The organism is Pseudomonas sp. MPC6 (assembly GCF_006094435.1).
Classification (GTDB): domain Bacteria; phylum Pseudomonadota; class Gammaproteobacteria; order Pseudomonadales; family Pseudomonadaceae; genus Aquipseudomonas.
In genome coordinates, this window is record NZ_CP034783.1 from 6769542 (window position 1) to 6791282 (window position 21741).

The 21741-nt window shown below is 59.9% G+C and carries 24 protein-coding genes and 1 other RNA gene; 15 read left to right on the top strand and 10 right to left on the bottom strand.

Going from position 1 to position 21741, the window contains the following annotated elements:
• Positions 1 to 5: 5 nt before the first annotated feature.
• The gene (locus ELQ88_RS33660; protein ID WP_128872597.1) at positions 6 to 563 is read right to left on the bottom strand and encodes a YecA family protein; all 558 of its coding nucleotides are present in this window, start codon (positions 561 to 563) and stop codon (positions 6 to 8) included.
• A gap of 209 nt (positions 564 to 772) precedes the next feature.
• Between ELQ88_RS33660 and ELQ88_RS33670 the strand changes: the two genes are divergently transcribed.
• From ELQ88_RS33670 to ELQ88_RS33685, 4 genes are all read left to right on the top strand, one after another.
• The gene (locus ELQ88_RS33670) at positions 773 to 982 is read left to right on the top strand and encodes a TIGR02449 family protein (RefSeq protein WP_138969448.1); all 210 of its coding nucleotides are present in this window, start codon (positions 773 to 775) and stop codon (positions 980 to 982) included.
• Positions 979 to 1296 (top strand): cell division protein ZapA, encoded by a 318-nt coding sequence (locus ELQ88_RS33675; RefSeq protein WP_007942435.1) that lies wholly within the window; start codon positions 979 to 981, stop codon positions 1294 to 1296. The genes ELQ88_RS33670 and ELQ88_RS33675 overlap by 4 nt, the downstream gene beginning before the upstream one ends.
• Before the next feature lie 30 nt (positions 1297 to 1326).
• Positions 1327 to 1505, top strand: a non-coding RNA gene (gene ssrS, locus ELQ88_RS33680) — 6S RNA.
• A gap of 86 nt (positions 1506 to 1591) precedes the next feature.
• Positions 1592 to 2197, top strand: coding sequence for a 5-formyltetrahydrofolate cyclo-ligase (locus ELQ88_RS33685; RefSeq protein WP_128872594.1), 606 nt, complete (start codon positions 1592 to 1594; stop codon positions 2195 to 2197).
• A gap of 35 nt (positions 2198 to 2232) precedes the next feature.
• Here ELQ88_RS33685 and ELQ88_RS34410 read toward each other — a convergent pair whose 3' ends face one another.
• Positions 2233 to 2397 (bottom strand): hypothetical protein, encoded by a 165-nt coding sequence (locus tag ELQ88_RS34410; RefSeq protein WP_168187393.1) that lies wholly within the window; start codon positions 2395 to 2397, stop codon positions 2233 to 2235.
• A 194-nt stretch (positions 2398 to 2591) separates the two neighbouring features.
• Between ELQ88_RS34410 and ELQ88_RS33690 the strand changes: the two genes are divergently transcribed.
• From ELQ88_RS33690 to ELQ88_RS33705, 4 genes are all read left to right on the top strand, one after another.
• The gene (locus ELQ88_RS33690) at positions 2592 to 3041 is read left to right on the top strand and encodes an EVE domain-containing protein (protein ID WP_128872593.1); all 450 of its coding nucleotides are present in this window, start codon (positions 2592 to 2594) and stop codon (positions 3039 to 3041) included.
• Between the two features lie 129 nt (positions 3042 to 3170).
• Positions 3171 to 4136: an efflux RND transporter periplasmic adaptor subunit gene (locus ELQ88_RS33695; RefSeq protein WP_138969449.1), complete on the top strand. Its 966-nt coding sequence runs from the start codon at positions 3171 to 3173 to the stop codon at positions 4134 to 4136.
• A complete protein-coding gene (rbbA, locus tag ELQ88_RS33700; RefSeq protein WP_138969450.1) occupies positions 4133 to 6856 on the top strand; it encodes a ribosome-associated ATPase/putative transporter RbbA in 2724 nt (907 codons plus the stop codon). The genes ELQ88_RS33695 and rbbA overlap by 4 nt, the downstream gene beginning before the upstream one ends.
• Complete coding sequence (locus tag ELQ88_RS33705; RefSeq protein ID WP_138969451.1) at positions 6856 to 7974, top strand: ABC transporter permease; 1119 nt, start codon at positions 6856 to 6858, stop codon at positions 7972 to 7974. The genes rbbA and ELQ88_RS33705 overlap by 1 nt, the downstream gene beginning before the upstream one ends.
• A gap of 38 nt (positions 7975 to 8012) precedes the next feature.
• Here ELQ88_RS33705 and ELQ88_RS33710 read toward each other — a convergent pair whose 3' ends face one another.
• The gene (locus ELQ88_RS33710; protein WP_128872589.1) at positions 8013 to 8420 is read right to left on the bottom strand and encodes a flagellar basal body-associated protein FliL; all 408 of its coding nucleotides are present in this window, start codon (positions 8418 to 8420) and stop codon (positions 8013 to 8015) included.
• Positions 8421 to 8570: 150 nt separating this feature from the next.
• Between ELQ88_RS33710 and ELQ88_RS33715 the strand changes: the two genes are divergently transcribed.
• Positions 8571 to 9548, top strand: coding sequence for an NADPH:quinone oxidoreductase family protein (locus ELQ88_RS33715; protein ID WP_128872588.1), 978 nt, complete (start codon positions 8571 to 8573; stop codon positions 9546 to 9548).
• Positions 9549 to 9610: 62 nt separating this feature from the next.
• Here ELQ88_RS33715 and ELQ88_RS33720 read toward each other — a convergent pair whose 3' ends face one another.
• Positions 9611 to 10225: an energy transducer TonB gene (locus tag ELQ88_RS33720; protein ID WP_138969452.1), complete on the bottom strand. Its 615-nt coding sequence runs from the start codon at positions 10223 to 10225 to the stop codon at positions 9611 to 9613.
• Between the two features lie 323 nt (positions 10226 to 10548).
• Between ELQ88_RS33720 and glpT the strand changes: the two genes are divergently transcribed.
• On the top strand, positions 10549 to 11898 hold the full coding sequence (glpT, locus tag ELQ88_RS33725; protein ID WP_128872586.1) for a glycerol-3-phosphate transporter: 1350 nt from the start codon (positions 10549 to 10551) through the stop codon (positions 11896 to 11898).
• Here glpT and ELQ88_RS33730 read toward each other — a convergent pair.
• Positions 11874 to 12542 carry a gamma-glutamylcyclotransferase gene (locus ELQ88_RS33730; RefSeq protein WP_128872585.1) on the bottom strand — a complete coding sequence of 223 codons (669 nt, stop codon included), beginning with the start codon at positions 12540 to 12542 and terminating at the stop codon, positions 11874 to 11876. The two genes, glpT and ELQ88_RS33730, sit on opposite strands and share 25 nt — an antisense overlap.
• 339 nt (positions 12543 to 12881) lie before the next feature.
• On the opposite strand from ELQ88_RS33730, the gene ELQ88_RS33735 reads away from it, so the two are divergent.
• On the top strand, positions 12882 to 13364 hold the full coding sequence (locus ELQ88_RS33735) for a sn-glycerol-3-phosphate transporter (protein WP_138969453.1): 483 nt from the start codon (positions 12882 to 12884) through the stop codon (positions 13362 to 13364).
• A 14-nt stretch (positions 13365 to 13378) separates the two neighbouring features.
• Here ELQ88_RS33735 and ELQ88_RS33740 read toward each other — a convergent pair whose 3' ends face one another.
• The 5 genes from ELQ88_RS33740 to ELQ88_RS33760 form a co-directional block, all read right to left on the bottom strand.
• On the bottom strand, positions 13379 to 14347 hold the full coding sequence (locus ELQ88_RS33740) for a CDP-6-deoxy-delta-3,4-glucoseen reductase (protein WP_128872583.1): 969 nt from the start codon (positions 14345 to 14347) through the stop codon (positions 13379 to 13381).
• On the bottom strand, positions 14347 to 15813 hold the full coding sequence (ubiD, locus tag ELQ88_RS33745) for a 4-hydroxy-3-polyprenylbenzoate decarboxylase (RefSeq protein WP_138969454.1): 1467 nt from the start codon (positions 15811 to 15813) through the stop codon (positions 14347 to 14349). The genes ELQ88_RS33740 and ubiD overlap by 1 nt, the downstream gene beginning before the upstream one ends.
• Positions 15814 to 15952: 139 nt before the next feature.
• Entirely contained in the window at positions 15953 to 17212 is a 1260-nt protein-coding gene (rho, locus tag ELQ88_RS33750; RefSeq protein ID WP_007942421.1) for a transcription termination factor Rho, read from the bottom strand.
• 248 nt (positions 17213 to 17460) lie between these two features.
• Complete coding sequence (gene trxA / locus ELQ88_RS33755) at positions 17461 to 17790, bottom strand: thioredoxin TrxA (RefSeq protein ID WP_007899382.1); 330 nt, start codon at positions 17788 to 17790, stop codon at positions 17461 to 17463.
• 123 nt (positions 17791 to 17913) lie between these two features.
• Entirely contained in the window at positions 17914 to 18621 is a 708-nt protein-coding gene (locus ELQ88_RS33760) for a FadR/GntR family transcriptional regulator (protein ID WP_128872581.1), read from the bottom strand.
• A 255-nt stretch (positions 18622 to 18876) separates the two neighbouring features.
• Here ELQ88_RS33760 and ELQ88_RS33765 point away from each other — a divergent pair, with 255 nt between their 5' ends.
• Genes ELQ88_RS33765 through ELQ88_RS33780 form a run of 4 tightly spaced genes read left to right on the top strand, consistent with a single transcriptional unit; the run spans position 18877 to position 21723 of the window.
• A complete protein-coding gene (locus ELQ88_RS33765) occupies positions 18877 to 19662 on the top strand; it encodes a transporter substrate-binding domain-containing protein (RefSeq protein WP_128872580.1) in 786 nt (261 codons plus the stop codon).
• Positions 19663 to 19683: 21 nt separating this feature from the next.
• Positions 19684 to 20352, top strand: a complete 669-nt coding sequence (locus ELQ88_RS33770) for an amino acid ABC transporter permease (protein ID WP_138969455.1) — start codon at positions 19684 to 19686, stop codon at positions 20350 to 20352.
• The gene (locus ELQ88_RS33775; RefSeq protein WP_128872578.1) at positions 20349 to 20999 is read left to right on the top strand and encodes an amino acid ABC transporter permease; all 651 of its coding nucleotides are present in this window, start codon (positions 20349 to 20351) and stop codon (positions 20997 to 20999) included. The genes ELQ88_RS33770 and ELQ88_RS33775 overlap by 4 nt, the downstream gene beginning before the upstream one ends.
• Positions 20986 to 21723, top strand: a complete 738-nt coding sequence (locus tag ELQ88_RS33780) for an amino acid ABC transporter ATP-binding protein (protein ID WP_128872577.1) — start codon at positions 20986 to 20988, stop codon at positions 21721 to 21723. The genes ELQ88_RS33775 and ELQ88_RS33780 overlap by 14 nt, the downstream gene beginning before the upstream one ends.
• The last annotated feature ends 18 nt before the right edge of the window (positions 21724 to 21741 follow it).

Genomic DNA, 21741 nt, shown 5'->3' on the forward strand with positions numbered 1-21741 from the left:
CGCGATTAGTGCAACGACGGTTTGGCGGCAGCCGGTGCGTCCGGCTTTTTGGTCTCGGTGAACAGCAGCAGCGGCGCGACGCGCAGGTATTCCATGACTTCCATGTAATCGCTCTCGCCGTCGTCGGACTCTTCCAGGGCGTCTTGCACCTGGGCGATGGCCGCCAGATCCTGCAGCACTTCGGTGGCTTCAGGGCTCAGGGCGTTGTCGCGATAGGTCAGACCGAAGCCGGTCAGGAAGCCCTGGCACCATTGGCCCAGTGCGGCCGCACGCTCGGTGAGCGGGGCGTCGTCGGACGGCAGCAGCAGGACAACGGTCATGTCGTCGCTGGTCAGCTCGCCCTTGACCATCTCTTGCAGGCCGATCAAGGCATTGCGAACGTTGTCTTGCGGTTCGCCTTCGAGCAACTCGGCGGCATCGGCCAACCAGCTGTCGGCTTCGAACCCGGCACCGCCGCAACTGCGGCCGAGCAGCAGGCCATGCAATTCGGCAGGCGAGGCAGGATGGCCGCTGGTTGACAGCAGTGTGGCGAAGGCTTGGTACGGAGAATTCTGAATGGGCATGGGCAGCTAGGCGCCAGACGGCGCTATGTCTAGAATGAAGGCCTTGTATCCTACATCGACTACCCCTGTAGGAGCGAGCTTGCTCGCGAAGGTCGCCAACGATAACGCTGGGTACCTGACACCCCGCGGCGTTTTCGGACTCATCGTCGGATCGCCGCCCGGAGCAAGCTCGCTTCTGCAAGCCCCACACCCATCAGACAGTGAAGACAATGGAAGACAACGACCTGCAAGCGCTGATGGCCAGGCTCGAGCTGCTAATTAGCCGAGTCGAGCAACTAAAGAGGCAAAACGGACTCCTATTAGCTCAGGAAAAGACCTGGCGCGAGGAACGCGCGCACCTCATTGAAAAAAATGAAATCGCCCGGCGTAAGGTCGAATCGATGATTTCGCGCCTCAAGGCCCTGGAGCAAGACTCATGAGTTCAAGCAATAGCGTTACCGTGCAAATCCTCGATAAAGAATATTCGATCATTTGCCCCCAGGAAGAGCGCAGCAACCTGGTGAGCGCCGCCCGCTACCTGGACGGCAAGATGCGCGAAATCCGCAGCAGCGGCAAAGTCATCGGCGCCGATCGCATCGCCGTGATGGCCGCGCTGAACATCACCCACGATCTCCTGCACAAGGAAGAACGACCGGATGTGCAGGCCAGCGGCTCGACCCGGGAGCAGGTTCGCGACCTGCTGGATCGTGTCGATCTGGTGCTCGCCACCGATCCGGATGTCACCAAGGGCTGATTCGTCTCACCGCTTGAGGTATACTCGCATCACTCCCTGGGGTGCTTGCCAGTTGACCACGTCCCTGAGCCGATTCGCACTACCCTGGAGGTTGCACGTTGGGCTGGTGTGCATGTCCGCTAGACGGAAAGCCTTAAAGCCTACTGCATCTTCCACCTTGAACTTTCGGGTTCAAGGGCTAAGTCAGCAGCGGTTCATCCGGGGAGCCTGATTCCAGCCCGATGCCGGTTCAAATACCGGCATCGGCTTTTTTACGGGTACGCTTTACGTACTCGCCCTGCCGAAGCCGGAATACATGACCGAACCTGCGCTGCTGCCCCGCCCGCAACTTCGACGCATGCTGCGCAAGGCCCGCCGCGCATTGACCCCCGGTCAACAGCGCCAGGCTGCTCGCGGGCTGTACAAGCAACTGGCCCAACAGCCTTTGTTCCGGCGCGCCAGACACATCTCGCTGTACCTGCCTACCGACGGTGAAATCGATCCGCGGGTGCTGCTGCGTGCCGCGCAACGCCGAGGCAAGGCCACTTATCTGCCAGTGCTCAGTGCCTGGCCGCGCACCAAAATGGTGTTCCAGCGAGTTCGCCCTGGCGAAAAGCTCAAACCCAATCGTTTCCGCATTCTCGAACCCCGGCATAACCTCGCCCGACAACGCAAAGTCTGGGCGCTGGACCTGGTGCTGCTGCCATTGGTCGGGTTTGACGATGTCGGCGGACGCCTGGGCATGGGCGGCGGCTTCTACGATCGCAGCCTGGCGTACCTGGCGCGACGCAAAAACTGGCGCAAGCCGACGTTATTGGGCCTGGCCCATGAATGTCAGAAGGTAGAACGGTTGGCTCAGGCCAGCTGGGATGTGCCGTTACAGGGAACGGTTACGGACAAGGCCTGGTATTACGCAGGCTAGACGCCACTGCGATCAGCGGCGTCGGCAGGACAGCTTCAGCGCTTGAAGGCTGACGACTGTTGTTGCAGTTGCTGTTGCTGCGCGATCTCGATCGGTGCATCAGGAGCATTGTTCCACAGGCTTTGGGCATAGCCGGTGGTCACCACGCCGAGGCCGAACAAAATCACCAAAATCCATAGTAAATCCGGTTTGCGTTTCATCGATTGCCTCCCAAAGGCACATCAACACGATGACAGCAGCGGTATCCGTTGTAGGCCGTGCAGCAGCGTCTAGCTAAGAAGGGCGGCATTCTGCGACAACGTGAACCGACACGCAAACGCTGGCGTCAACCGACCGTCGGTTTGTCATAAAATTGCCGGACAACTTGCCCACTTACCTCGCAAGGAGCAAAACCATGGCCTATTGGCTGATGAAATCCGAGCCCGACGAACTCTCGATCAAGGATCTGGAGAAGCTCGGCAAAGCGCGCTGGGACGGGGTTCGCAACTACCAGGCACGTAATTTCCTGCGGGCCATGGCGGTGGGCGACGAGTTTTTCTTTTACCACTCCAGCTGCCCCGAACCGGGCATTGCCGGAATCGGCAAGATTGTCGAAGCCGCGTACCCGGACCCGACGGCGCTGGAGCCGGAGAGTCATTACTTCGATCCGAAGGCCACGGCAGAGAAAAACGCCTGGAGCGCGATTGATGTTGCGCATGTGGAGACGTTTTCCAAGGTGTTGAAGCTGGATTATCTGAAGCAGCAGACGGCGCTGGCCGAGATGCCACTGGTGCAGAAAGGCTCGCGACTGTCAGTGATGCCCGTCACCGCTGAGCAATGGACGGCGGTGCTTGGTCTGCGCTAAATAAGGCAGGACCGCCCGTCACTCTGGCTTACTTCACCGATCGGTCAGGTTTGACCCTCAGTTGACGGACATCAAGTCGCTCAGGCGCGTGCCTGTCAGACTACGGCGCTACAGATGCAGGATGCCTACATGTCGACGCACAGCCGTTCTTCGCTTTTCTTCGCTTTTTTACTGGGGGCTTTGCTCCTGGCCGCCGGGGGATTCGGTTACTGGAAGTCGACGCTTAACCGACTGCCCGAAGGGTTGTATGTCGGCAATGGTCGGCTTGAAGCCACTGAAGTGCAGATCGCCAGCAAGACACCCGGCCGGCTGGCTGAAGTACTGGTGGACGAAGGCGACAAAGTAACCAAAGGTCAACTGCTGGCCCGCATGGACACCCGCACCCTTGAAGCCCAGCGCAGGCAGGCTGAAGCCGAAGTAATACGCGCCCGGGAAAACCTCTCCGCCGCCCAGGCCAATGTGCAACTGCGCCAGAGTGAGCAACTGCTTGCCCATCAAGAGCTCAAACGCTCCCAGGAACTGTTCAAGCGCGGTTTCGCCAGTGGCCAGATCATCGACCAGCAGCAGTCGCGCTTCGACACTGGCAACGCGGCCGTCGCCGCGGCCCGCGCTCAAGTGTCCGCGGTCGGTGCAGGCATTGGCGCAGCGCAGGCAGAAGTCGCTCAGTTAACCAGCGAAATTGACGACAGCAGCCTTCGGGCCCCCATCGACGGAGTGATTCAGCTTCGCATGGCCGAACCCGGTGAAGTGCTCGGCGCCGGTGGGCGGGTACTGCTGCTGATTGACCCGAACGACCAATACATGAACCTCTATCTTGCAGCATCCGTGGCCGGACGCCTGGCGGTCGGCGATGAAGCGCGGATCTTGCTGGACGCCCTCCCCGGTCAGCCGTTGCCGGCAAAAATCAGCTTCGTGGCGGCCAAATCGCAGTTCACGCCCAAAGAAGTCGAGACCCGTGACGAGCGTCAGAAACTGGTGTTTCGGGTCAAGCTGCACCTGACCCAACCCAGCGCCGTGCCCCAGGCCAAACCGGGGATGCCCGGTAATGGTTATGTGCGCACCGCTCCTATTGACTGGCCGGCCAATCTTCAATGACCGGCCTGGCACTGCATGCCACCCGCCTTCAGCACCGTTATGGTCAACAGCAGGCGCTGACCGACATCACATTCAGCCTGCCCGCCGGTACCCGGTGCGGGTTGATTGGTCCGGATGGCGCCGGTAAATCCAGCCTGCTGGGATTGATCGCCGGCGTGAAGACATTACAAGACGGCCAACTGGAAGTGCTCGGTGGCTCGATCCAGGACCGGCGCCACCGCAACAGCCTCTACTCGCGTATCGCGTTCATGCCTCAAGGCCTGGGCGGCAACCTGTACCCTGATCTCTCGATCCGCGAGAACATTCACTTCTTCGCCACACTGTTCGGGCTGTCGGGGGCGGAGTGCGATCAGCGCATGCAGAGTCTGTTGCTTGCCACTGATCTACTGCGGTTTGCCGAGCGCCCAGCCGGCAAGCTATCGGGCGGGATGAAACAGAAGCTCGGCCTCTGTTGTGCGCTGATCCATGAACCGGACCTATTGATCCTCGATGAACCGACCACTGGCGTCGATCCATTGTCCCGGCGGCGCTTCTGGGAGTTGATTGATGACGTTCGGCGCCAACGCCCGCAACTGACGCTACTGGTCGCCACCGCGTACATGGAAGAGGCCGAGCAGTTCGAACACTGCCTGATGCTCGATGACGGCAAGCTGATCGCCGCCGGTTTGACCCGCGAACTGGAGACGGTTACTCCTGGTGGCAAACTTGATGAAGCCTTCACCCACTTTCAGGGCGACACCGGTCATGACAACCAGCCGCTACTGATCCCTCCTCGAACCAATGCCACAACCGACATCGCCATCGAAGCCCATGACCTGACCCTGCGCTTCGGCGATTTCACGGCTGTGGACAAGGTCAGCTTCGCCATCGGCCGCGGCGAAATCTTCGGGTTTCTGGGCTCCAACGGCTGCGGCAAAACCACCACCATGAAAGTGCTCACCGGGCTTATTCCGGCCAGCGAAGGCCGTGCCACGTTGCTGGGCAATCCGGTGAACGCCAAGGATCTGGCCACCCGCAAACGCGTTGGTTTCATGTCCCAGAGTTTCTCTTTGTATGGCGAACTCAGCGTCCGGCAGAACCTGGACTTGCACGCGCGACTGTTCGATTTGCCCAAGGCCGACAGCGCTCAGCGCATCGACGAGCTGATCCAGCGTTTCAACCTGGGCAGCGTTGCCCATCAGCCCTCCGGTGCGTTGCCGCTTGGCCTGCGCCAACGCTTGTCCCTGGCGGTGGCGGTGCTGCATCGCCCGGAAGTGCTGATCCTTGACGAACCGACTTCCGGTGTCGACCCGGCGGCCCGAGACGATTTCTGGCGGCTGCTGATCGAACTGTCCCGCGAACAGGGCGTGACGATTTTCCTGTCCACCCATTTCATGAACGAAGCCCAGCGCTGCGACCGCATCTCATTGATGCACGCCGGCAAGGTATTGGCCTGCGACACCCCGGCAGCCCTGCAACAGCAGTTCAAGGGCCAGACACTGGAGGCGGCGTTCGTCACCTGTCTGGAACAGGCCCAGGGCCCGATCGCAACGGCGCCGTCGCCAGCGTCCGTCGACGCGACGCTCGTACCGATCACACCGATGAAAGATCACGGCTTCAGTTTTGGACGACTGCGGGCACTGGCGAGTCGTGAAAGCAAGGAGCTGCTGCGCGATAAAGTGCGCATGGCCTTCGCCCTGCTCGGGGCGATTCTCATGATGGTGATCTTCGGCTACGGCATTTCCCTGGATGTGGAAAAACTCGCCTTCGCGGTTTACGACCAGGACCAGACCCCGCAAAGCCGGGCTTATCTGGAAGCCTTCCGCGGCTCCCGTTACTTCGATGAGCAACCCTCCATAAGTGATGCGGCGCAGTTGCATCGACGATTACAACGCTCGGAAATCAAACTGGCGCTGGAGATCCCGCCTGGATTCGGCCGAGACCTGTTCGCCGGCCGCCAACCCACGGTGGCGGCCTGGCTCGATGGCGGCATGCCGTTTCGCGCCGAAACCAGCCGCAACTATGTGGAAGCGGTCCACCTGGCCAACCTGGAGCAATTGGCCGAGCAGTCCAGCCCGGCGCTGAACCGGCAAGCATCGGCCAAACTGGAAACCCGCTTCCGCTACAACCAGGACGTCATCAGCGTCAACGCCATCGGTCCCGGGGTGATGGCGCTGATCCTGGCGTTCATCCCGGCCATGCTGACTGCCCTGGGCATCGTGCGGGAGAAGGAGTTAGGCTCGATCACCAACTTCTACGCTACACCGCTGACCCGCCTGGAGTTCCTGTTAGGTAAACAGGTGCCGTATCTGGCCGTCAGCCTGATCAACCTCGCCGTCCTGACGGCCATGAATCGCTGGCTGTTCGGCGTGCCCTTCAAGGGCAGCGCACTGACCCTGGCTTTCGGCGGGCTGCTCTACGTGCTGGCGACCACCAGCATGGGTCTGTTGATTTCAGCATTCACCCGAACCCAGATTGCCGCCATCCTCGGTACCATGATCATCACCAGTCTGCCGACCATTCAGTTTTCCGGCTTGATTGTGCCGCGCTCGTCCCTTGATGGCGCGGCCGCAGTCATGGGGATGCTGTTTCCGGCGGGCTACTTCCTCGACATCGCCGTCGGCACCTTTACCAAGGCGCTGGATATCCGGCAGTTGTGGCCGCAATGCCTGGCACTGTTCGGATTCTTTCTCGCGTTCACCGGGCTTAGCCTGGCCATGCTGAAAAAGCAGGAGGTCTGATGCACAAGCTTGCGCACATCCTGCGCCTTGGCCTCAAGGAACTCACGAGCCTGCGACACGACAGCGTGTTGCTACTGTTCCTGTTCTACGCCTTTACCGTGGCGATCTACATGCCGGCCGCGGGCTCCGTGATCGGCGTGCACAACGCCAGTGTGGCCATGGTCGATGAAGATCACAGCCGCCTGTCACGACAACTGGCCCAAGCCCTGCAACCACCGGAATTCCAGCCGCCGGTGTCGCTGCCCTATGAACAAATGGACGAAATGCTGGACAGCGGGCGATACACCTTCGTGATCAATGTTCCGGCAAATTTTCAGGCGGATCTGTTGGCCGGCCGCCAACCGGCGGTGCAGGTCAACGTCGACGCCACGGCCATGAGCCAGGCCTTCATGGGCGCGGGTTACATCGGACGGATTTTCCAGCGCGAGCTGCTGACCTACAGCGGCCAGGGCGATGCGGCGAGCAAGCCCCCCGCGCTGCTGACGACGCGAGCGCTGTTCAATATCAACCTGGAGGGTGGCTGGTTCCTGGCGGTGATTCAGATCGTCAACAACATCACCATCCTCGCCATCATCCTGACCGGCACAGCGCTGCTGCGTGAGCGCGAACACGGCACCCTCGACCATTTGCTGGTGCTGCCGCTGACGGCGCTGGAGATCATGCTGGCAAAAATCTGGAGCAATATGCTGGTGGTGGTGCTCTGCACCTGGGTGTCGCTGGAAGTGATAGTCAAAGGCGCGCTCGGCGTGCCGCTGGCCGGCTCCATGACCTTATTTTTGCTGGTGACAGCGGTTTATCTGTTCGCCAGCACGGCGCTGGGAATATTCCTCGCCACCCTCGCCCGCTCGACACCGCAGTTCGGCCTGTTGGCGATTCCGGTGATTATCCCGATGTTGCTGCTATCAGGCGGCAGTACGCCACTCGACAGCATGCCGCAATGGCTGCAATGGGTGATGCAGTGCTCGCCATCGACTCACTTCGTCAGCCTCAGCGCCGCGATACTGTTTCGCGACGCCGGCATCAGTGTGGTGTGGCCGGATTTGCTGGCACTGAGCACCATCGGTCTGCTGTTTTTTACCATTGCGCTGATGCGGTTTCGCAAGAGCCTGGCGTCCTGACAGACCGCGTCGCCCCCTTCGCCGGAACAGCGAAAAACTTACTGAATGATGAGGTTGTTGAACAACAAATCCTCGACCACCGGCTTGCCGGTCTCATCGCTCATCACTTGTCGGGTCTGCTTCAGGGCCTCCTGACGCAGCTTCTCCTTGGCCTCGACATTGTTCATCGCCTCGGTGCTCTGCTGCGCAAACAACCCCACCAACTGATTACGAATCAGCGGTTCATTGGCCTTCACCAGCTTGGTCGCCTCGTCCCCGGTCACCCGCAACGCCACATCAGCCTTGTAGACCTTGAGCTTCGGCGTACCGTCCAGCCCATAGTTACCCACGAACGGCGGGCTCAAGGTGATGTAATTGACCTTCGGCGCTTCACCTTCCTTGGCTTCTTCGGCCACCGCTGCCACAGGTAGAGACAGGGCCAGCAACAACATGATCCACGCTTTCACACTTCGCTCCTTATCCGGTTTGCGGCCTAGCATATCGACCCGCCGCGCCAGCACAAGCTTATAGCGGCCTATAAGGGCGGGGCATGCTCGTTGACCCTTCAATTCACACACCTACACTTATCGGCCATCACTCCCAAAGGAATAGCCCTGATGAAAGCCGTGCTGTGCAAAGCCTTCGGCCCTGCCGAATCGCTGGTGCTGGAAGACGTCGCCAGCCCTGTCGCGAAGAAGAATGAAATCCTGCTGGAAGTGCACGCCGCGGGGGTGAATTTCCCCGACACGCTGATCATCGAGGGCAAATACCAGTTCAAGCCGCCCTTCCCCTTTTCCCCCGGTGGCGAAGCGGCGGGCGTGATCCGTGCGGTGGGCGAAAAAGTCAGCCACCTGAAGGTCGGCGACCGGGTCATGGCCCTGACCGGCTGGGGCAGCTTTGCCGAAGAAGTGGCGGTGCCGGGCTATAACGCAATGCCGATCCCGCCGTCCATGGACTTCAACACCGCCGCCGCCTTCAGCATGACTTATGGCACCTCGATGCACGCGCTCAAGCAACGGGGCCATCTGCAGCCGGGTGAAACCCTGCTGGTGCTCGGCGCTTCCGGCGGTGTCGGCCTGGCAGCGGTGGAAATCGGCAAAGCCATGGGCGCCCGGGTGATCGCTGCCGCCAGCAGCGCGGAAAAACTCGCCGTGGCCAAGGCGGCCGGCGCCGACGAGTTGATCAACTACAGCGAAACCAGCCTCAAGGACGAAATCAAGCGCCTGACCGACGGCCAGGGTGCCGACGTGATCTACGATCCGGTCGGCGGCGACCTGTTCGACCAGGCCATCCGCGCCATCGCCTGGAACGGGCGCCTGCTGGTGGTCGGTTTCGCCAGCGGCCGCATTCCGGAACTGCCGGTTAACCTGGCGCTGCTCAAAGGTGCAGCCGTGGTCGGCGTGTTCTGGGGCTCGTTTGCCCAGCGCCAGCCTCAGGACAACGCGGCAAACTTCCAGCAATTGTTTGGCTGGTTTGCCGAGGGCAAGCTGAAGCCGCTGGTGTCGCAGGTGTATCCATTGGGCAATGCGGCGCAGGCGATCAATGATCTGGGTCAGCGCAAGGCGGTTGGCAAGGTGGTGGTACAGGTTCGCTGAACCCCGTGGAGCGGTCTGGACCTCGAATGAATTATCCAGACCGCCTCATGACGAGCCGGACGCTACAACAGTTGCCGAATCTCCTCCGGCAGCAAACTCATGTATTTGAGCACCGGGCCGCTGCGGCAGCTCCTGACAATGGTCGGCACACGCGTGTTCAGGTTGGCAATCCATTCCAGGCGCTGCTCCTTCGGTAATTGGGTGACGTGAAACACGTTCGACAGATACGCCCGGGTGTAATGAAACGGCGCGGCATCCACCCACGCAGACTCCGGGACATTGAGCAGTTGCTCGTTGACGTCGCGACATTTCAATTTCTTGAGCCACTGGTTGGCGTGGATCGGCGAATCGAGATCCAGGCGGAATACCAGTGGAGCGATAATTTCCTGCTTCGCAGGCTTGTCTTTATCAACCGTCCAAGGCCTGAACCGCCACTGCTCTATCGCAACCCTGCTCGCTTCGGCCAGGTCAGGATGATCGCTTTCCAGGATTCTCACCTTGCTCACCGAACCATCGGCATTGGCGATGAACTCGACTCGGACATTGCCGGTTATGCCAGCCCTCAGAAGCGCTGGAGGATAAATCGGCTTGGGGTTGTTTTCCGGTATCAGAAAGAACTCCCCTGCCCTGATATCTGCCGATAAACCCAGCAACAGCACAAACGCAAACCACCGCATAACCCCTCCCCTCCATGATCGAAACACTAAAACTCCCTTGCAAAGCTTACGCAGCAGCGACCTGAAACAGAACGTCGCAACCTCTCCTTTGAACGAAGGACGCTTCCCAAAAACCAGTACTCATCCGGACAGATGAGGCGCAAAGGATGGAAGTGGTAATCCTTCCTACAACGTCCTTCACTTACGTCTGAGCGACATGTTCGTAAGAGAACATACGTCCGCCATAATTTCCGCTGTTTGACCACTGAGAAGCGGTGCTATTTTCGGTAACGAAACTGTAACATTCGCATCCGCAGTCAAAACAAGAAATCTGGAGCTTTTGAATGTTTGCTTTCTTTCGTCCTGCCGCACATCAGGCTCCATTGCCTGAAGAAAAAATAGACAACACCTACCGTCGCCTTCGCTGGCAGATCTTCGCCGGGATTTTTATCGGCTACGCCGGTTATTACCTGCTGCGCAAAAACTTCTCCCTGGCCATGCCCTACCTGATTGAGGAGGGCTATACCCGTGGTGAGCTGGGCCTGGCGTTGTCGGCGATTGCCATCGCCTACGGCCTGTCCAAATTCTTGATGGGCATCGTGTCCGACCGCTCCAATCCGCGTTTCTTCCTGCCCTTCGGCCTGCTGGTATCGGCCGGGGTGATGTTCATTTTCGGCTTTGCGCCCTGGGCGACGTCCAGCGTGACCATCATGTTCATCCTGCTCTTCATCAACGGCTGGGCCCAAGGCATGGGCTGGCCGCCGAGCGGGCGGACGATGGTGCACTGGTGGTCGCAGAAGGAACGCGGTGGCGTAGTGTCGTTATGGAACGTGGCGCATAACGTTGGCGGCGGCCTGATCGGTCCGTTGTTCCTGCTCGGCATGGGCCTGTTCAATGACTGGCGCGCGGCGTTTTACGTGCCGGCGGCGGTCGCCATGGCGGTGGCGGTGTTTGCCTTCGTGACCATGCGTGACACCCCGCAATCGGTGGGCCTGCCGCCGATCGAGAAGTACAAGAACGACTACCCGGAAGGCTACGACGCCAGCCACGAAGAAGAATTCAGCGCCAAGGAAATCTTCGTCAAATACGTGCTGCGCAACAAAATGCTCTGGTACATCGCCTTGGCTAACGTCTTCGTCTACCTGTTGCGCTACGGCGTACTGGACTGGGCACCGACCTACCTCAAGGAAGCGAAAGGCTTCACCGTGGATAAAACCTCGTGGGCGTATTTTTTCTACGAGTGGGCGGGTATTCCAGGCACGCTGTTGTGCGGCTGGATGTCGGACAAGATCTTCCGCGGCAACCGTGGCCTGACCGGTATGGTGTTCATGGCGCTGGTCACCGTGGCGACCCTGGTGTACTGGCTCAACCCGGCGGGCAACCCGACCGTCGACATGATCGCCCTGGTTTCAATCGGCTTTCTGATCTACGGCCCGGTGATGTTGATCGGCCTGCAAGCGCTGGAACTCGCACCGAAGAAAGCCGCCGGTACTGCGGCGGGCTTTACCGGGCTGTTTGGTTACCTAGGGGGTTCGGTCGCGGCCAGTGCAGCCATGGGCTACACCGTGGACCACTTCGGCTGGGACGGCGGTTTCGTCTTGCTGATCGGCGCGTGCCTGCTGGCGATGGCCTTCCTCGCCCCGACCCTGTGGCACAAACAAGTCGCCAGTCAGAGCCGCGAAGCACTCGCCTGATCGGCCGCTGATTTGCAGCGCTTGAGCCGCGCCTCCAGATTCCGGTCTGGCATGGCGTGGCTACGCAGGGCGCTGGCGGTCTGCTCGACATAATCGCGGGTAGTGCCGTAGCGCCCGCAAGCGTTTTCGAACACATGGCTCAGCACATGATCCGGCAAATTGCCGGCATAGCTGGGCAGGTGCCGCTCCAGTACGAATCCCAGCGCCTGAACCTGGCTGCCATCTTCAAGACGGCAGTTGAGCCAGTGCGGGCGATAGGACGGGAACGGCATCTCGCGCTGCCAAAGGGAATACAGCGAAGCCTCGAGTTGATCTTCGGGCAGACGATAGGCGAAGCCGCTGCAAGAACCGCCGCGATCCAGGCCGAACACCAGGCCCGGCACTTCCGGCGTGCCGCGATGTTCGTGGGACCACAGATATAAACCGCGATGATAGCCATGCACCCGGCCGCGCACTCGCTCCACCGCCGGGCACTCAGGTCGCCAGATCAGCGAACCATAAGCGAACAGCCAGACCGGCCCGCCTTTATGGCGCGCCATGGTCGACTGCATCGAGGTGAGCAATTGTTCGTGCGTAAGCTGCGGTCCCAGATCGAGCCGCGGCGGATAAGGCGAATTCAGCAATGCAGTTTCAATAGCGCTCATGGGATCAGGTGTTCGGCCTCACGGAGTTACAAAATGTAAAAACTTCGACCTATTAGAAGTTATAGCAGTAAATCTAAAGCAAAAAGCACTAAGGGTTGTATATCTTTGAATATCGCTTCAATCGATTAATCAACCTTCATCCATATAGCCTAATCCCATTTAAGAAATATTTTAAATACCAGAATGAAATAAGGATAAGCTTTCGGCAGGCATCTGTACTTCAAAACTACAAGAAATTTCCTACCGAGTTGCCAGATTAATCATCTGGTTAGCGATGGGACCGCCCACGTATAACAGCTTCCACTGAGGCGCTCGCTTAGCCGCCTCCCGGGAGTCAGAATGAAGTATTCATGGATGTACGGCCTGTTCTTGCTGATCCAGACCAGTCACGCATTGGCCCTGGATACCGCCACACAAACCGCAGACAAGGGCTTCTGGTATGCGCAGACCAGTATGTATACACGGCACTATTCGCCGTCCCCTGAGCACAATAACCAACAGAATCTGCTGGGTCTGGAACGCAACCTGGCCTCTGGGGCGATATTTGGCGCGACAACGTTTCGCAATTCGTACCGCCAGCGCTCGTATTATGCGTATGCGGGCAAGCGTTATCAGCGTTCCGACTATCCGGTTTACCTGAAACTCTCCGGCGGGTTACTCCAAGGCTACAAAGGCGAACATCGGAAAAAAGTACCACTCAATCACCTGGGGATAGCGCCGGTGATCATTCCATCCGTAGGGGTGCATTACGGGCCGATCGGTGCCGAGGTCGTACTGCTGGGCACCAATGCCGCGATGATAACCACCGGGCTGCGCTTTTAGGCAGCCCGGGGCATTCAGGAACGTGGCGCGTAAGCGAACACATCGGCGCGCATCTGGTGGGCATCCATTCCTGCTTCGACCAGGGCGTCCAGCGTGCCGTAGACCATCGCCGGAGAGCCGCTGGCGTACACATGCAGGGATTTGAGATCTGCAAAATCTTCGCACACGGCTTCATGCAACATGCCGCAGCGCCCCTGCCAGCCGCATTGATCGCTGACGACTTGATGCAGGAACAGATTGGGCAGTTGCAGCCATTCGTCCCAATGTTCGATGGCATAAAAATCTTCAGGACGACGCACGCCCCAATACAGATGCACCGGGTGCTTGAAACCCGCGGCCCGGCAATGTTCGATCAGGCTATGAATCTGCCCCATGCCGGTACCCGCGGCGATCAGCACCAGCGGCCCCTCCGGCAATTCCGCCAGATGGGTATCGCCGAACGGCATCTCGATCCGCACCATCGAATTGCGCTGCAGTTGGTCGATCAGGCTCAGCGCACTGCTTTCGCGGGCCAATACGTGAATTTCCAGATCGCGCCCGCCATGGGGGGCCGAGGCCAGGGAGAACGCCGATTTCTCGCCATTCTCGCGCTCGATCATCAGGTACTGGCCGGCGTGATAGCGCGGCGGTTTGCCGGCCGGTGCCCGCAGACGCACGCGAAAGGTATCGCCGCCGACGTCCCTGCATTCAATGACCTGACACGACAAGCTGCGCACCGGCAATTCTCCCAGCGCGAGCACGCCATCCCACAGCACGATGCAGTCTTCCAGCGGCTCTGCTATGCAAGTGTAGAACTCGCCATGATCGCGCACACTGCCGGTCTGTTCGACCCGCCCTTCGACCAGCAGTGCGGCACACACGTGGCAATTGCCGTTGCGACAGCTTTGCGGGCATTCATAGCCCAGGCGCCGCGCGCCATCGAGAATCCGCTCGCCGGGCAGAATCTCAAGCACTGCTCCGGAAGGCTGCAAGGTTACACGCATCAATCTATTCCTAACTGATTCCAGATGGCATCGATCCGCTGGGTCACGGCCTCGTCCTTGACGATCACCCGGCCCCACTCGCGGGTGGTTTCGCCCGGCCATTTATGCGTGGCATCCAGGCCCATTTTCGAGCCCAGGCCGGACACCGGCGAGGCGAAGTCGAGGTAGTCGATCGGTGTGTTGTCGATCATCACCGTGTCGCGCTTGGGGTCCATGCGCGTGGTGATGGCCCAGATCACGTCGTTCCAGTCCCGAGCATTGATGTCGTCATCCGTGACGATAACGAACTTGGTGTACATGAACTGTCGCAAAAACGACCAGACTCCGAGCATTACCCGCTTGGCATGGCCGGGATACGACTTCTTCATCGTCACGATGGCCATGCGGTACGAGCAGCCTTCGGGCGGCAGATAGAAGTCGGTGATCTCCGGGAACTGCTTCTGCAGGATCGGCACGAACACTTCATTCAACGCCACGCCGAGGATCGCCGGCTCATCCGGCGGACGGCCGGTGTAGGTGCTGTGGTAAATCGGCTTGATCCGGTGCGTGATGCGCTCGACGGTGAACACCGGGAAGCTGTCGACTTCGTTGTAGTAACCGGTGTGGTCGCCGTAGGGACCTTCGTCGGCCATTTCGCCTGGATGGATCACACCTTCGAGGATGATCTCGGCAGTGGCCGGCACTTGCAGGTCATTGCCACGGCACTTCACCAGCTCGGTGCGATTGCCGCGCAGCAGCCCGGCAAAGGCGTATTCGGAGAGGCTGTCCGGCACCGGCGTCACGGCACCGAGAATGGTCGCCGGGTCGGCACCCAGGGCCACGGATACCGGAAACGGCTGGCCCGGATGCTTCTCGCACCACTCGCGGTAATCCAGCGCACCGCCACGGTGACTGAGCCAGCGCATGATGACCTTGTTGCGGCCGATCACTTGCTGCCGGTAAATGCCCAGGTTCTGCCGATCCTTGTTCGGACCTTTGGTGACGGTCAGGCCCCAGGTGATCAGCGGGCCGACATCGCCAGGCCAGCAGGTCTGCACCGGCAGCATCGCCAGGTCGACGTCGTCGCCTTCGATGACCACTTCCTGGCAGATAGCGTCCTTGACGACTTTCGGCGCCATGGCGATGACCTTGCGGAAGATCGGCAGCTTGGACCACGCATCCTTCAGGCCTTTTGGTGGCTCGGGTTCCTTGAGGAACGCCAGCAACTTGCCGATCTCGCGCAACTCGCTGACCGCCTCCGCGCCCATGCCCAGCGCCACGCGCTCGGGGGTGCCGAACAGGTTGCCGAGCACCGGGATGTCATAGCCCGTGGGCTTTTCGAAAAGCAGGGCCGGACCTTTGGCACGCAAGGTGCGGTCGCAGACCTCGGTCATTTCGAGCACTGGGGACACCGGAACCTGGATGCGCTTGAGTTCGCCGCGCGTTTCCAGACCGCTGATAAAGTCGCGCAAGTCGCGATACTGCATGCGTGAGCCTCGTGTTGGCCGTGCCGTTCGGGGGTGGCAGTTTAGCGCCGAACCCCTCTATTCAGAACCACGAACTGGCGATTGATCAAAAATCAGATAGCAAAAAGCCGGGTTTCCCCGGCTTCTTGGCCCGTTCGACTTACTTGCGTTTCATCGACAGGAAGAACTCATCGTTGGTCTTGGTCGTTTTCAACTTGTCGACCAGGAACTCGATGGCGGCGATTTCGTCCATCGGGTGCAACAGCTTGCGCAGGATCCACATGCGTTGCAACTCGTCGTCGGCCGTCAGCAACTCTTCGCGGCGGGTGCCGGAACGGTTGATGTTGATCGCAGGGAACACACGTTTTTCAGCGATACGACGATCCAGCGGCAGTTCCATGTTACCCGTGCCTTTGAATTCTTCGTAGATCACTTCGTCCATCTTCGAGCCGGTTTCAACCAGCGCGGTGGCGATGATGGTCAGCGAACCGCCTTCTTCGATGTTCCGCGCGGCACCGAAGAAACGTTTCGGTTTCTCCAGGGCGTGGGCATCGACACCACCGGTGAGCACTTTGCCGGAGCTCGGGATCACGGTGTTGTAGGCGCGAGCCAGACGGGTGATGGAGTCGAGCAGGATCACCACGTCTTTCTTGTGTTCGACCAGGCGCTTGGCCTTCTCGATCACCATTTCGGCAACCTGCACGTGGCGGGTTGGCGGCTCGTCGAACGTCGAGGCAACCACTTCGCCGCGCACGGTGCGCTGCATTTCGGTCACTTCTTCCGGACGTTCGTCGATCAGCAATACGATCAGATGAACTTCAGGATTGTTACGTGCGATGTTCGCCGCGATGTTCTGCAGCATGATGGTCTTACCGGCTTTCGGCGGTGCAACGATCAGACCGCGCTGGCCTTTGCCGATCGGGGCGCACAGGTCGATGACACGACCGGTCAGGTCTTCGGTGGAACCGTTGCCGGCTTCCATCTTCATGCGCACGGTCGGGAACAGCGGGGTCAGGTTCTCGAAGAGAATCTTGTTTTTCGCGTTCTCGGGACGATCGTAGTTGATCGTATCGACCTTGAGCAGTGCGAAATAACGCTCGCCTTCCTTTGGAGGGCGGATCTTGCCAACGATGGTGTCACCGGTGCGCAAGTTGAAGCGACGGATCTGGCTCGGCGAGACGTAGATATCGTCTGGGCCGGCGAGATAGGAAGCGTCAGCGGAGCGCAGGAAGCCGAAGCCGTCCTGGAGAATCTCCAGCACGCCATCACCGGAGATTTCCTCGCCGCTTTTCGCGTGCTTTTTGAGCAGGGAGAAAATCACGTCCTGCTTGCGCGAACGGGCCATATTTTCTATGCCCATCTGTTCGGCCAATTCGAGCAGTTCGGTAATCGGCTTTTGCTTGAGTTCAGTCAGATTCATATAGGAATGACGTAATCATTTATGGAGGGGGGAAATTAAGCTTTTGGCTTAATGAGGCCGCGCCGCAGAGAAGGCGACAGGATCGCGTACTAATTCGAAAAGGAGTGCGTCGGCGACGGCTAGCAGGGGGCAATGGAGAAACCAGTGCGGGGCCGAATGTACCACCTGAGTTTCGGAGCGTCTAGCCCTCTATAACGAAAAAGCCCCGCGAAGTGCGGGGCCTTTTTTCGGACACTTTACGACGACGCTTAGATGTTGGCGTCGAGGAAAGCCGCCAGTTGCGACTTCGACAGTGCGCCGACCTTGGTCGCTTCGACGTTGCCGTTCTTGAACAGCATCAGTGTCGGGATCCCGCGCACGCCATGCTTGGCCGGGGTTTCCTGGTTTTCGTCGATGTTCAGTTTGGCAACGGTCAGCTTGCCAGCGTAGGTGCCAGCGATCTCGTCCAGTACCGGGGCGATCATTTTGCAAGGGCCGCACCACTCAGCCCAGTAGTCAACAAGCACAGGGCCAGCAGCCTTCAGTACTTCTTCTTCGAAGTTAGCGTCGGTGACGTGCTTGATAAGATCGCTGCTCATGGATGTCTCCGGGTTGTAAGCAATAAAAAAACGTGGCCCATCATAGCTGCCCTTCCCCTGTTCAGGAAGCCGCAGTTGATTGAGTCTCGCTATGGTGGTCCATGAGTTTGGGTATAGCTCAAGTCACGAGGTGGCGGGAGCGACGAAGGCAATTCCAGTGCGCAGGGCCGCGTTTCGCACATGCTCTTGCATGGCCTTCTGCGCGGCGCCGGACGCCCGCCGGGCCAGTGCGCGGAGAATTTTACGGTGCTCCTGCCAGGTTTCCATGGCCCGTTCGGCCCGGATGAACGGTAGCTTTTGGCTTTCCAGGAAGATCTCGGCGCTGGCGGTCAGGATGCTCAGCATCGCGTGATTGCCGCTGGCCAGCAGGATGCGCCGGTGAAATTCGAAATCCAGCCGCGCCGCTGCCTCGAAATCGCCGGCCTTCAGGTCGATGCGCATGGCGGCGACATTATCGTCCAGGGCATCGAGCTCGTGAGTGCTCAGGGTCACCGCCGCCAAGCCGGCCGCAAAGCCTTCCAGGGCATAGCGCAACTGGAATATATCCAGCGGCGAGGCTTGCGCCGCAAATGGCCAACTCAGCGCCGCGTCGCCTCGCGGCAAATCCACCGGCGACTGCACGAACACACCTTTGCCCGGCTGGATGCTGATCACTCCCAGGGCACTCAAGGACGACAATGCCTCGCGCAGCGACGCCCGACTGACCCCCAATTGCAGCGCCAGGTCCCGTTGCGAGGGCAACGCGTCCCCCGGTCCGAAACCTTGTTCGGCGATCAGTTTGCGGATGGCTTGCAGCGCCACTTCAGGTACGGCTTGGGAGATCGAGTTCATGGTTTTCAGACGAACCAGGCGAATGAGCGGTTAGTTGTAAAGCTATTCGCGACGCCCGGCAAGTCGTGCCCCATGGGGGTTCGCCGCCTTTCACCGATGCGCCAGGAGGGTGCGGAAGACGCCACAACTGTTCAGACCAGTAAGACCGAGCAAGCCCAGTAAAACCGCGGCCTGGCACCCCTTAAGTGCACTCTTGGCACGCCCCGTGCTCTGTCGAATCGCAGAAATCACTTCCCGCCGATTCGGAGATTTGCCATGACCCAGCGTTACAGCGCCCTCCTCGCCGCTCTGTTTGCCAGCCTGATGCTGAGCCAGGCGCCCGCCCACGCCGACGGTCTGGAGGATGTGGTCAAGCGCGGTGTCCTCAAGGTGGCCGTGCCCCAGGACTTCCCGCCGTTCGGCTCGGTCGGCCCGGACATGAAGCCACGCGGCCTCGATGTCGACACCGCCAGGCTGCTGGCCGACCAACTCAAGGTCACACTCGAGCTGACCCCGGTCAACAGCACCAACCGCATTCCGTTCCTGACCACCGGCAAGGTCGACCTGGTGATTTCCAGCCTGGGCAAAAACCCCGAGCGCGAGAAGGTCATCGACTTCTCCAACGCCTACGCCCCCTTCTACCTCGCCGTCTTCGGCCCGCCGGATGCCGATATCAAGGGCCTGGACGACCTCAAGGGCAAGACCATCAGCGTCACCCGTGGCGCCATCGAAGACATCGAGCTGAGCAAAGTCGCGCCCGAAGGCGTGACCATCAAGCGATTCGAAGACAACAACTCGACCATCGCGGCCTACCTCGCCGGGCAAGTCGACCTGATCGCCAGCGGCAACGTGGTGATGGTGGCGATCAGTGAACGCAACCCGAAACGCGTGCCGGCGCTGAAAGTGAAACTCAAGGATTCGCCGGTCTACGTCGGCGTCAACAAGAACGAGCCGGCGCTGCTGGGCAAGGTCAACCAGATCCTCGCCACCGCCAGGACCGACGGTTCGCTGGAGAAAAACGCCCAAACCTGGCTCAAAGAGCCGCTGCCGGCCGATCTCTGATCGCCGCAGGAGAGACTTGATATGTCCTATCAGTTCGACTTCATTCCTGTGGTGCAAAACACCGACCTGCTGCTGCGCGGTGCGCTGTTCACCCTTGAACTGACAGCTATCGGCGCGGTGCTCGGGGTCGGCCTGGGTATTGTCGGCGCCCTGGTGCGGGCGTGGAATATTCGCCCGTTCTCCACGATTTTCGGCGTTTATGTCGAGTTGATCCGCAACACGCCGTTTCTGGTGCAGTTGTTTTTCATCTTCTTCGGCCTGCCGTCCCTGGGTGTGCAGATTTCCGAATGGCAGGCCGCTGTGCTGGCGATGGTGATCAACCTCGGGGCCTATTCGACCGAGATCATCCGCGCCGGCATCCAGGCGATTCCTCGCGGTCAGCTGGAAGCCGCCGCTGCCTTGGCGATGAGCCGCTTCGAAGCCTTCCGGCACGTGGTCCTGCTGCCCGCGCTGGGCAAGGTGTGGCCGGCCCTGAGCAGCCAGATCATCATCGTCATGCTGGGTTCGGCGGTCTGCTCGCAGATCGCCACCGAAGAACTGAGCTTCGCCGCCAACTTCATTCAGTCGCGCAACTTCCGCGCCTTTGAAACCTATGCCCTGACCACGCTGCTCTACCTGTGCATGGCTTTATTGATCCGCCAGTTGCTGAACTGGATTGGCCGCCGGTTTATCTCAAGGAGCAGCCAATGAGCGACTTCACCTTCTGGGACATCCTGCGCAACCTGCTCACCGGCCTGCAATGGACGCTGGCGTTGTCGCTGGTGGCGTTCATCGGCGGCGGGCTGATCGGCTTGCTGATCATGGTCATGCGCATTTCAAAAAAGTCCCTGCCGAGCAGTTTCGCCCGCACTTACATCGAACTGTTCCAGGGCACGCCGCTGTTGATGCAGCTGTTCCTGGTGTTCTTCGGTGTCGCGCTGGCCGGGGTGGAGATTTCACCATGGATGGCAGCGGCGATCGCCCTGACGCTGTTCACCAGCGCCTACTTGGCCGAGATCTGGCGCGGTTGTGTCGAGTCGATTCCCCACGGCCAGTGGGAAGCTTCTTCAAGCCTGGCACTCAATCCGCTGGAGCAACTGCGCTACGTGATCCTGCCGCAAGCCCTGCGCATCGCCGTGGCGCCGACCGTCGGCTTCTCGGTGCAAGTGGTCAAAGGCACCGCCGTCACCTCGATCATCGGTTTCACCGAACTGACCAAGACCGGCGGCATGCTCGCCAACGCGACCTTCGAGCCGTTCATGGTCTACGGCCTGGTGGCCCTCGGCTATTTCCTGCTCTGTTACCCCTTGTCCCTCAGTGCGCGCTACCTGGAAAGGAGACTGCATGCCTCTGCTTAGAATTTCCGCCCTGCATAAATATTACGGCGACCACCATGTGCTCAAAGGCATCGACCTGAGCGTCGAGGAAGGCCAGGTGGTGGCGATCATCGGCCGCAGCGGCTCGGGTAAATCCACCTTGCTGCGCACCTTGAATGGCCTGGAGTCGATCAACGACGGCGTGATCGAAGTCGACGGTGAATACCTCGACGCCGCCCGCGCCGACCTGCGCAGCCTGCGGCAGAAAGTCGGGATGGTGTTCCAGCAGTTCAACTTGTTCCCGCACCTGACCGTGGGCGAAAACGTCATGCTTGCACCGCAGGTGGTGCAGAAGGTGCCAAAAGCCAGGGCCGCTGAACTGGCCAGGGAGATGCTGGAACGGGTTGGCCTGGGGGAAAAATTCGATGCGTTTCCGGACCGGCTGTCCGGTGGGCAGCAACAACGGGTGGCGATTGCCCGGGCTTTGGCGATGTCACCGAAGGTGTTGCTTTGTGATGAGATTACTTCGGCGCTGGACCCGGAACTGGTCAATGAAGTGCTGAGCGTGGTGCGGCAGCTGGCGGCGCAAGGCATGACCTTGATCATGGTTACCCATGAAATGCGTTTTGCCCGGGAGGTTGGGGATAAGTTGGTGTTCATGCATAAGGGCAAGGTGCATGAGGTGGGGGATCCGAAGGCGTTGTTTGCCAATCCGCAGACGGCGGAGCTGGCGAATTTCATTGGGACCGTTGAAATGACGGGCTGAAAGTTCTTCAGCGCCTGC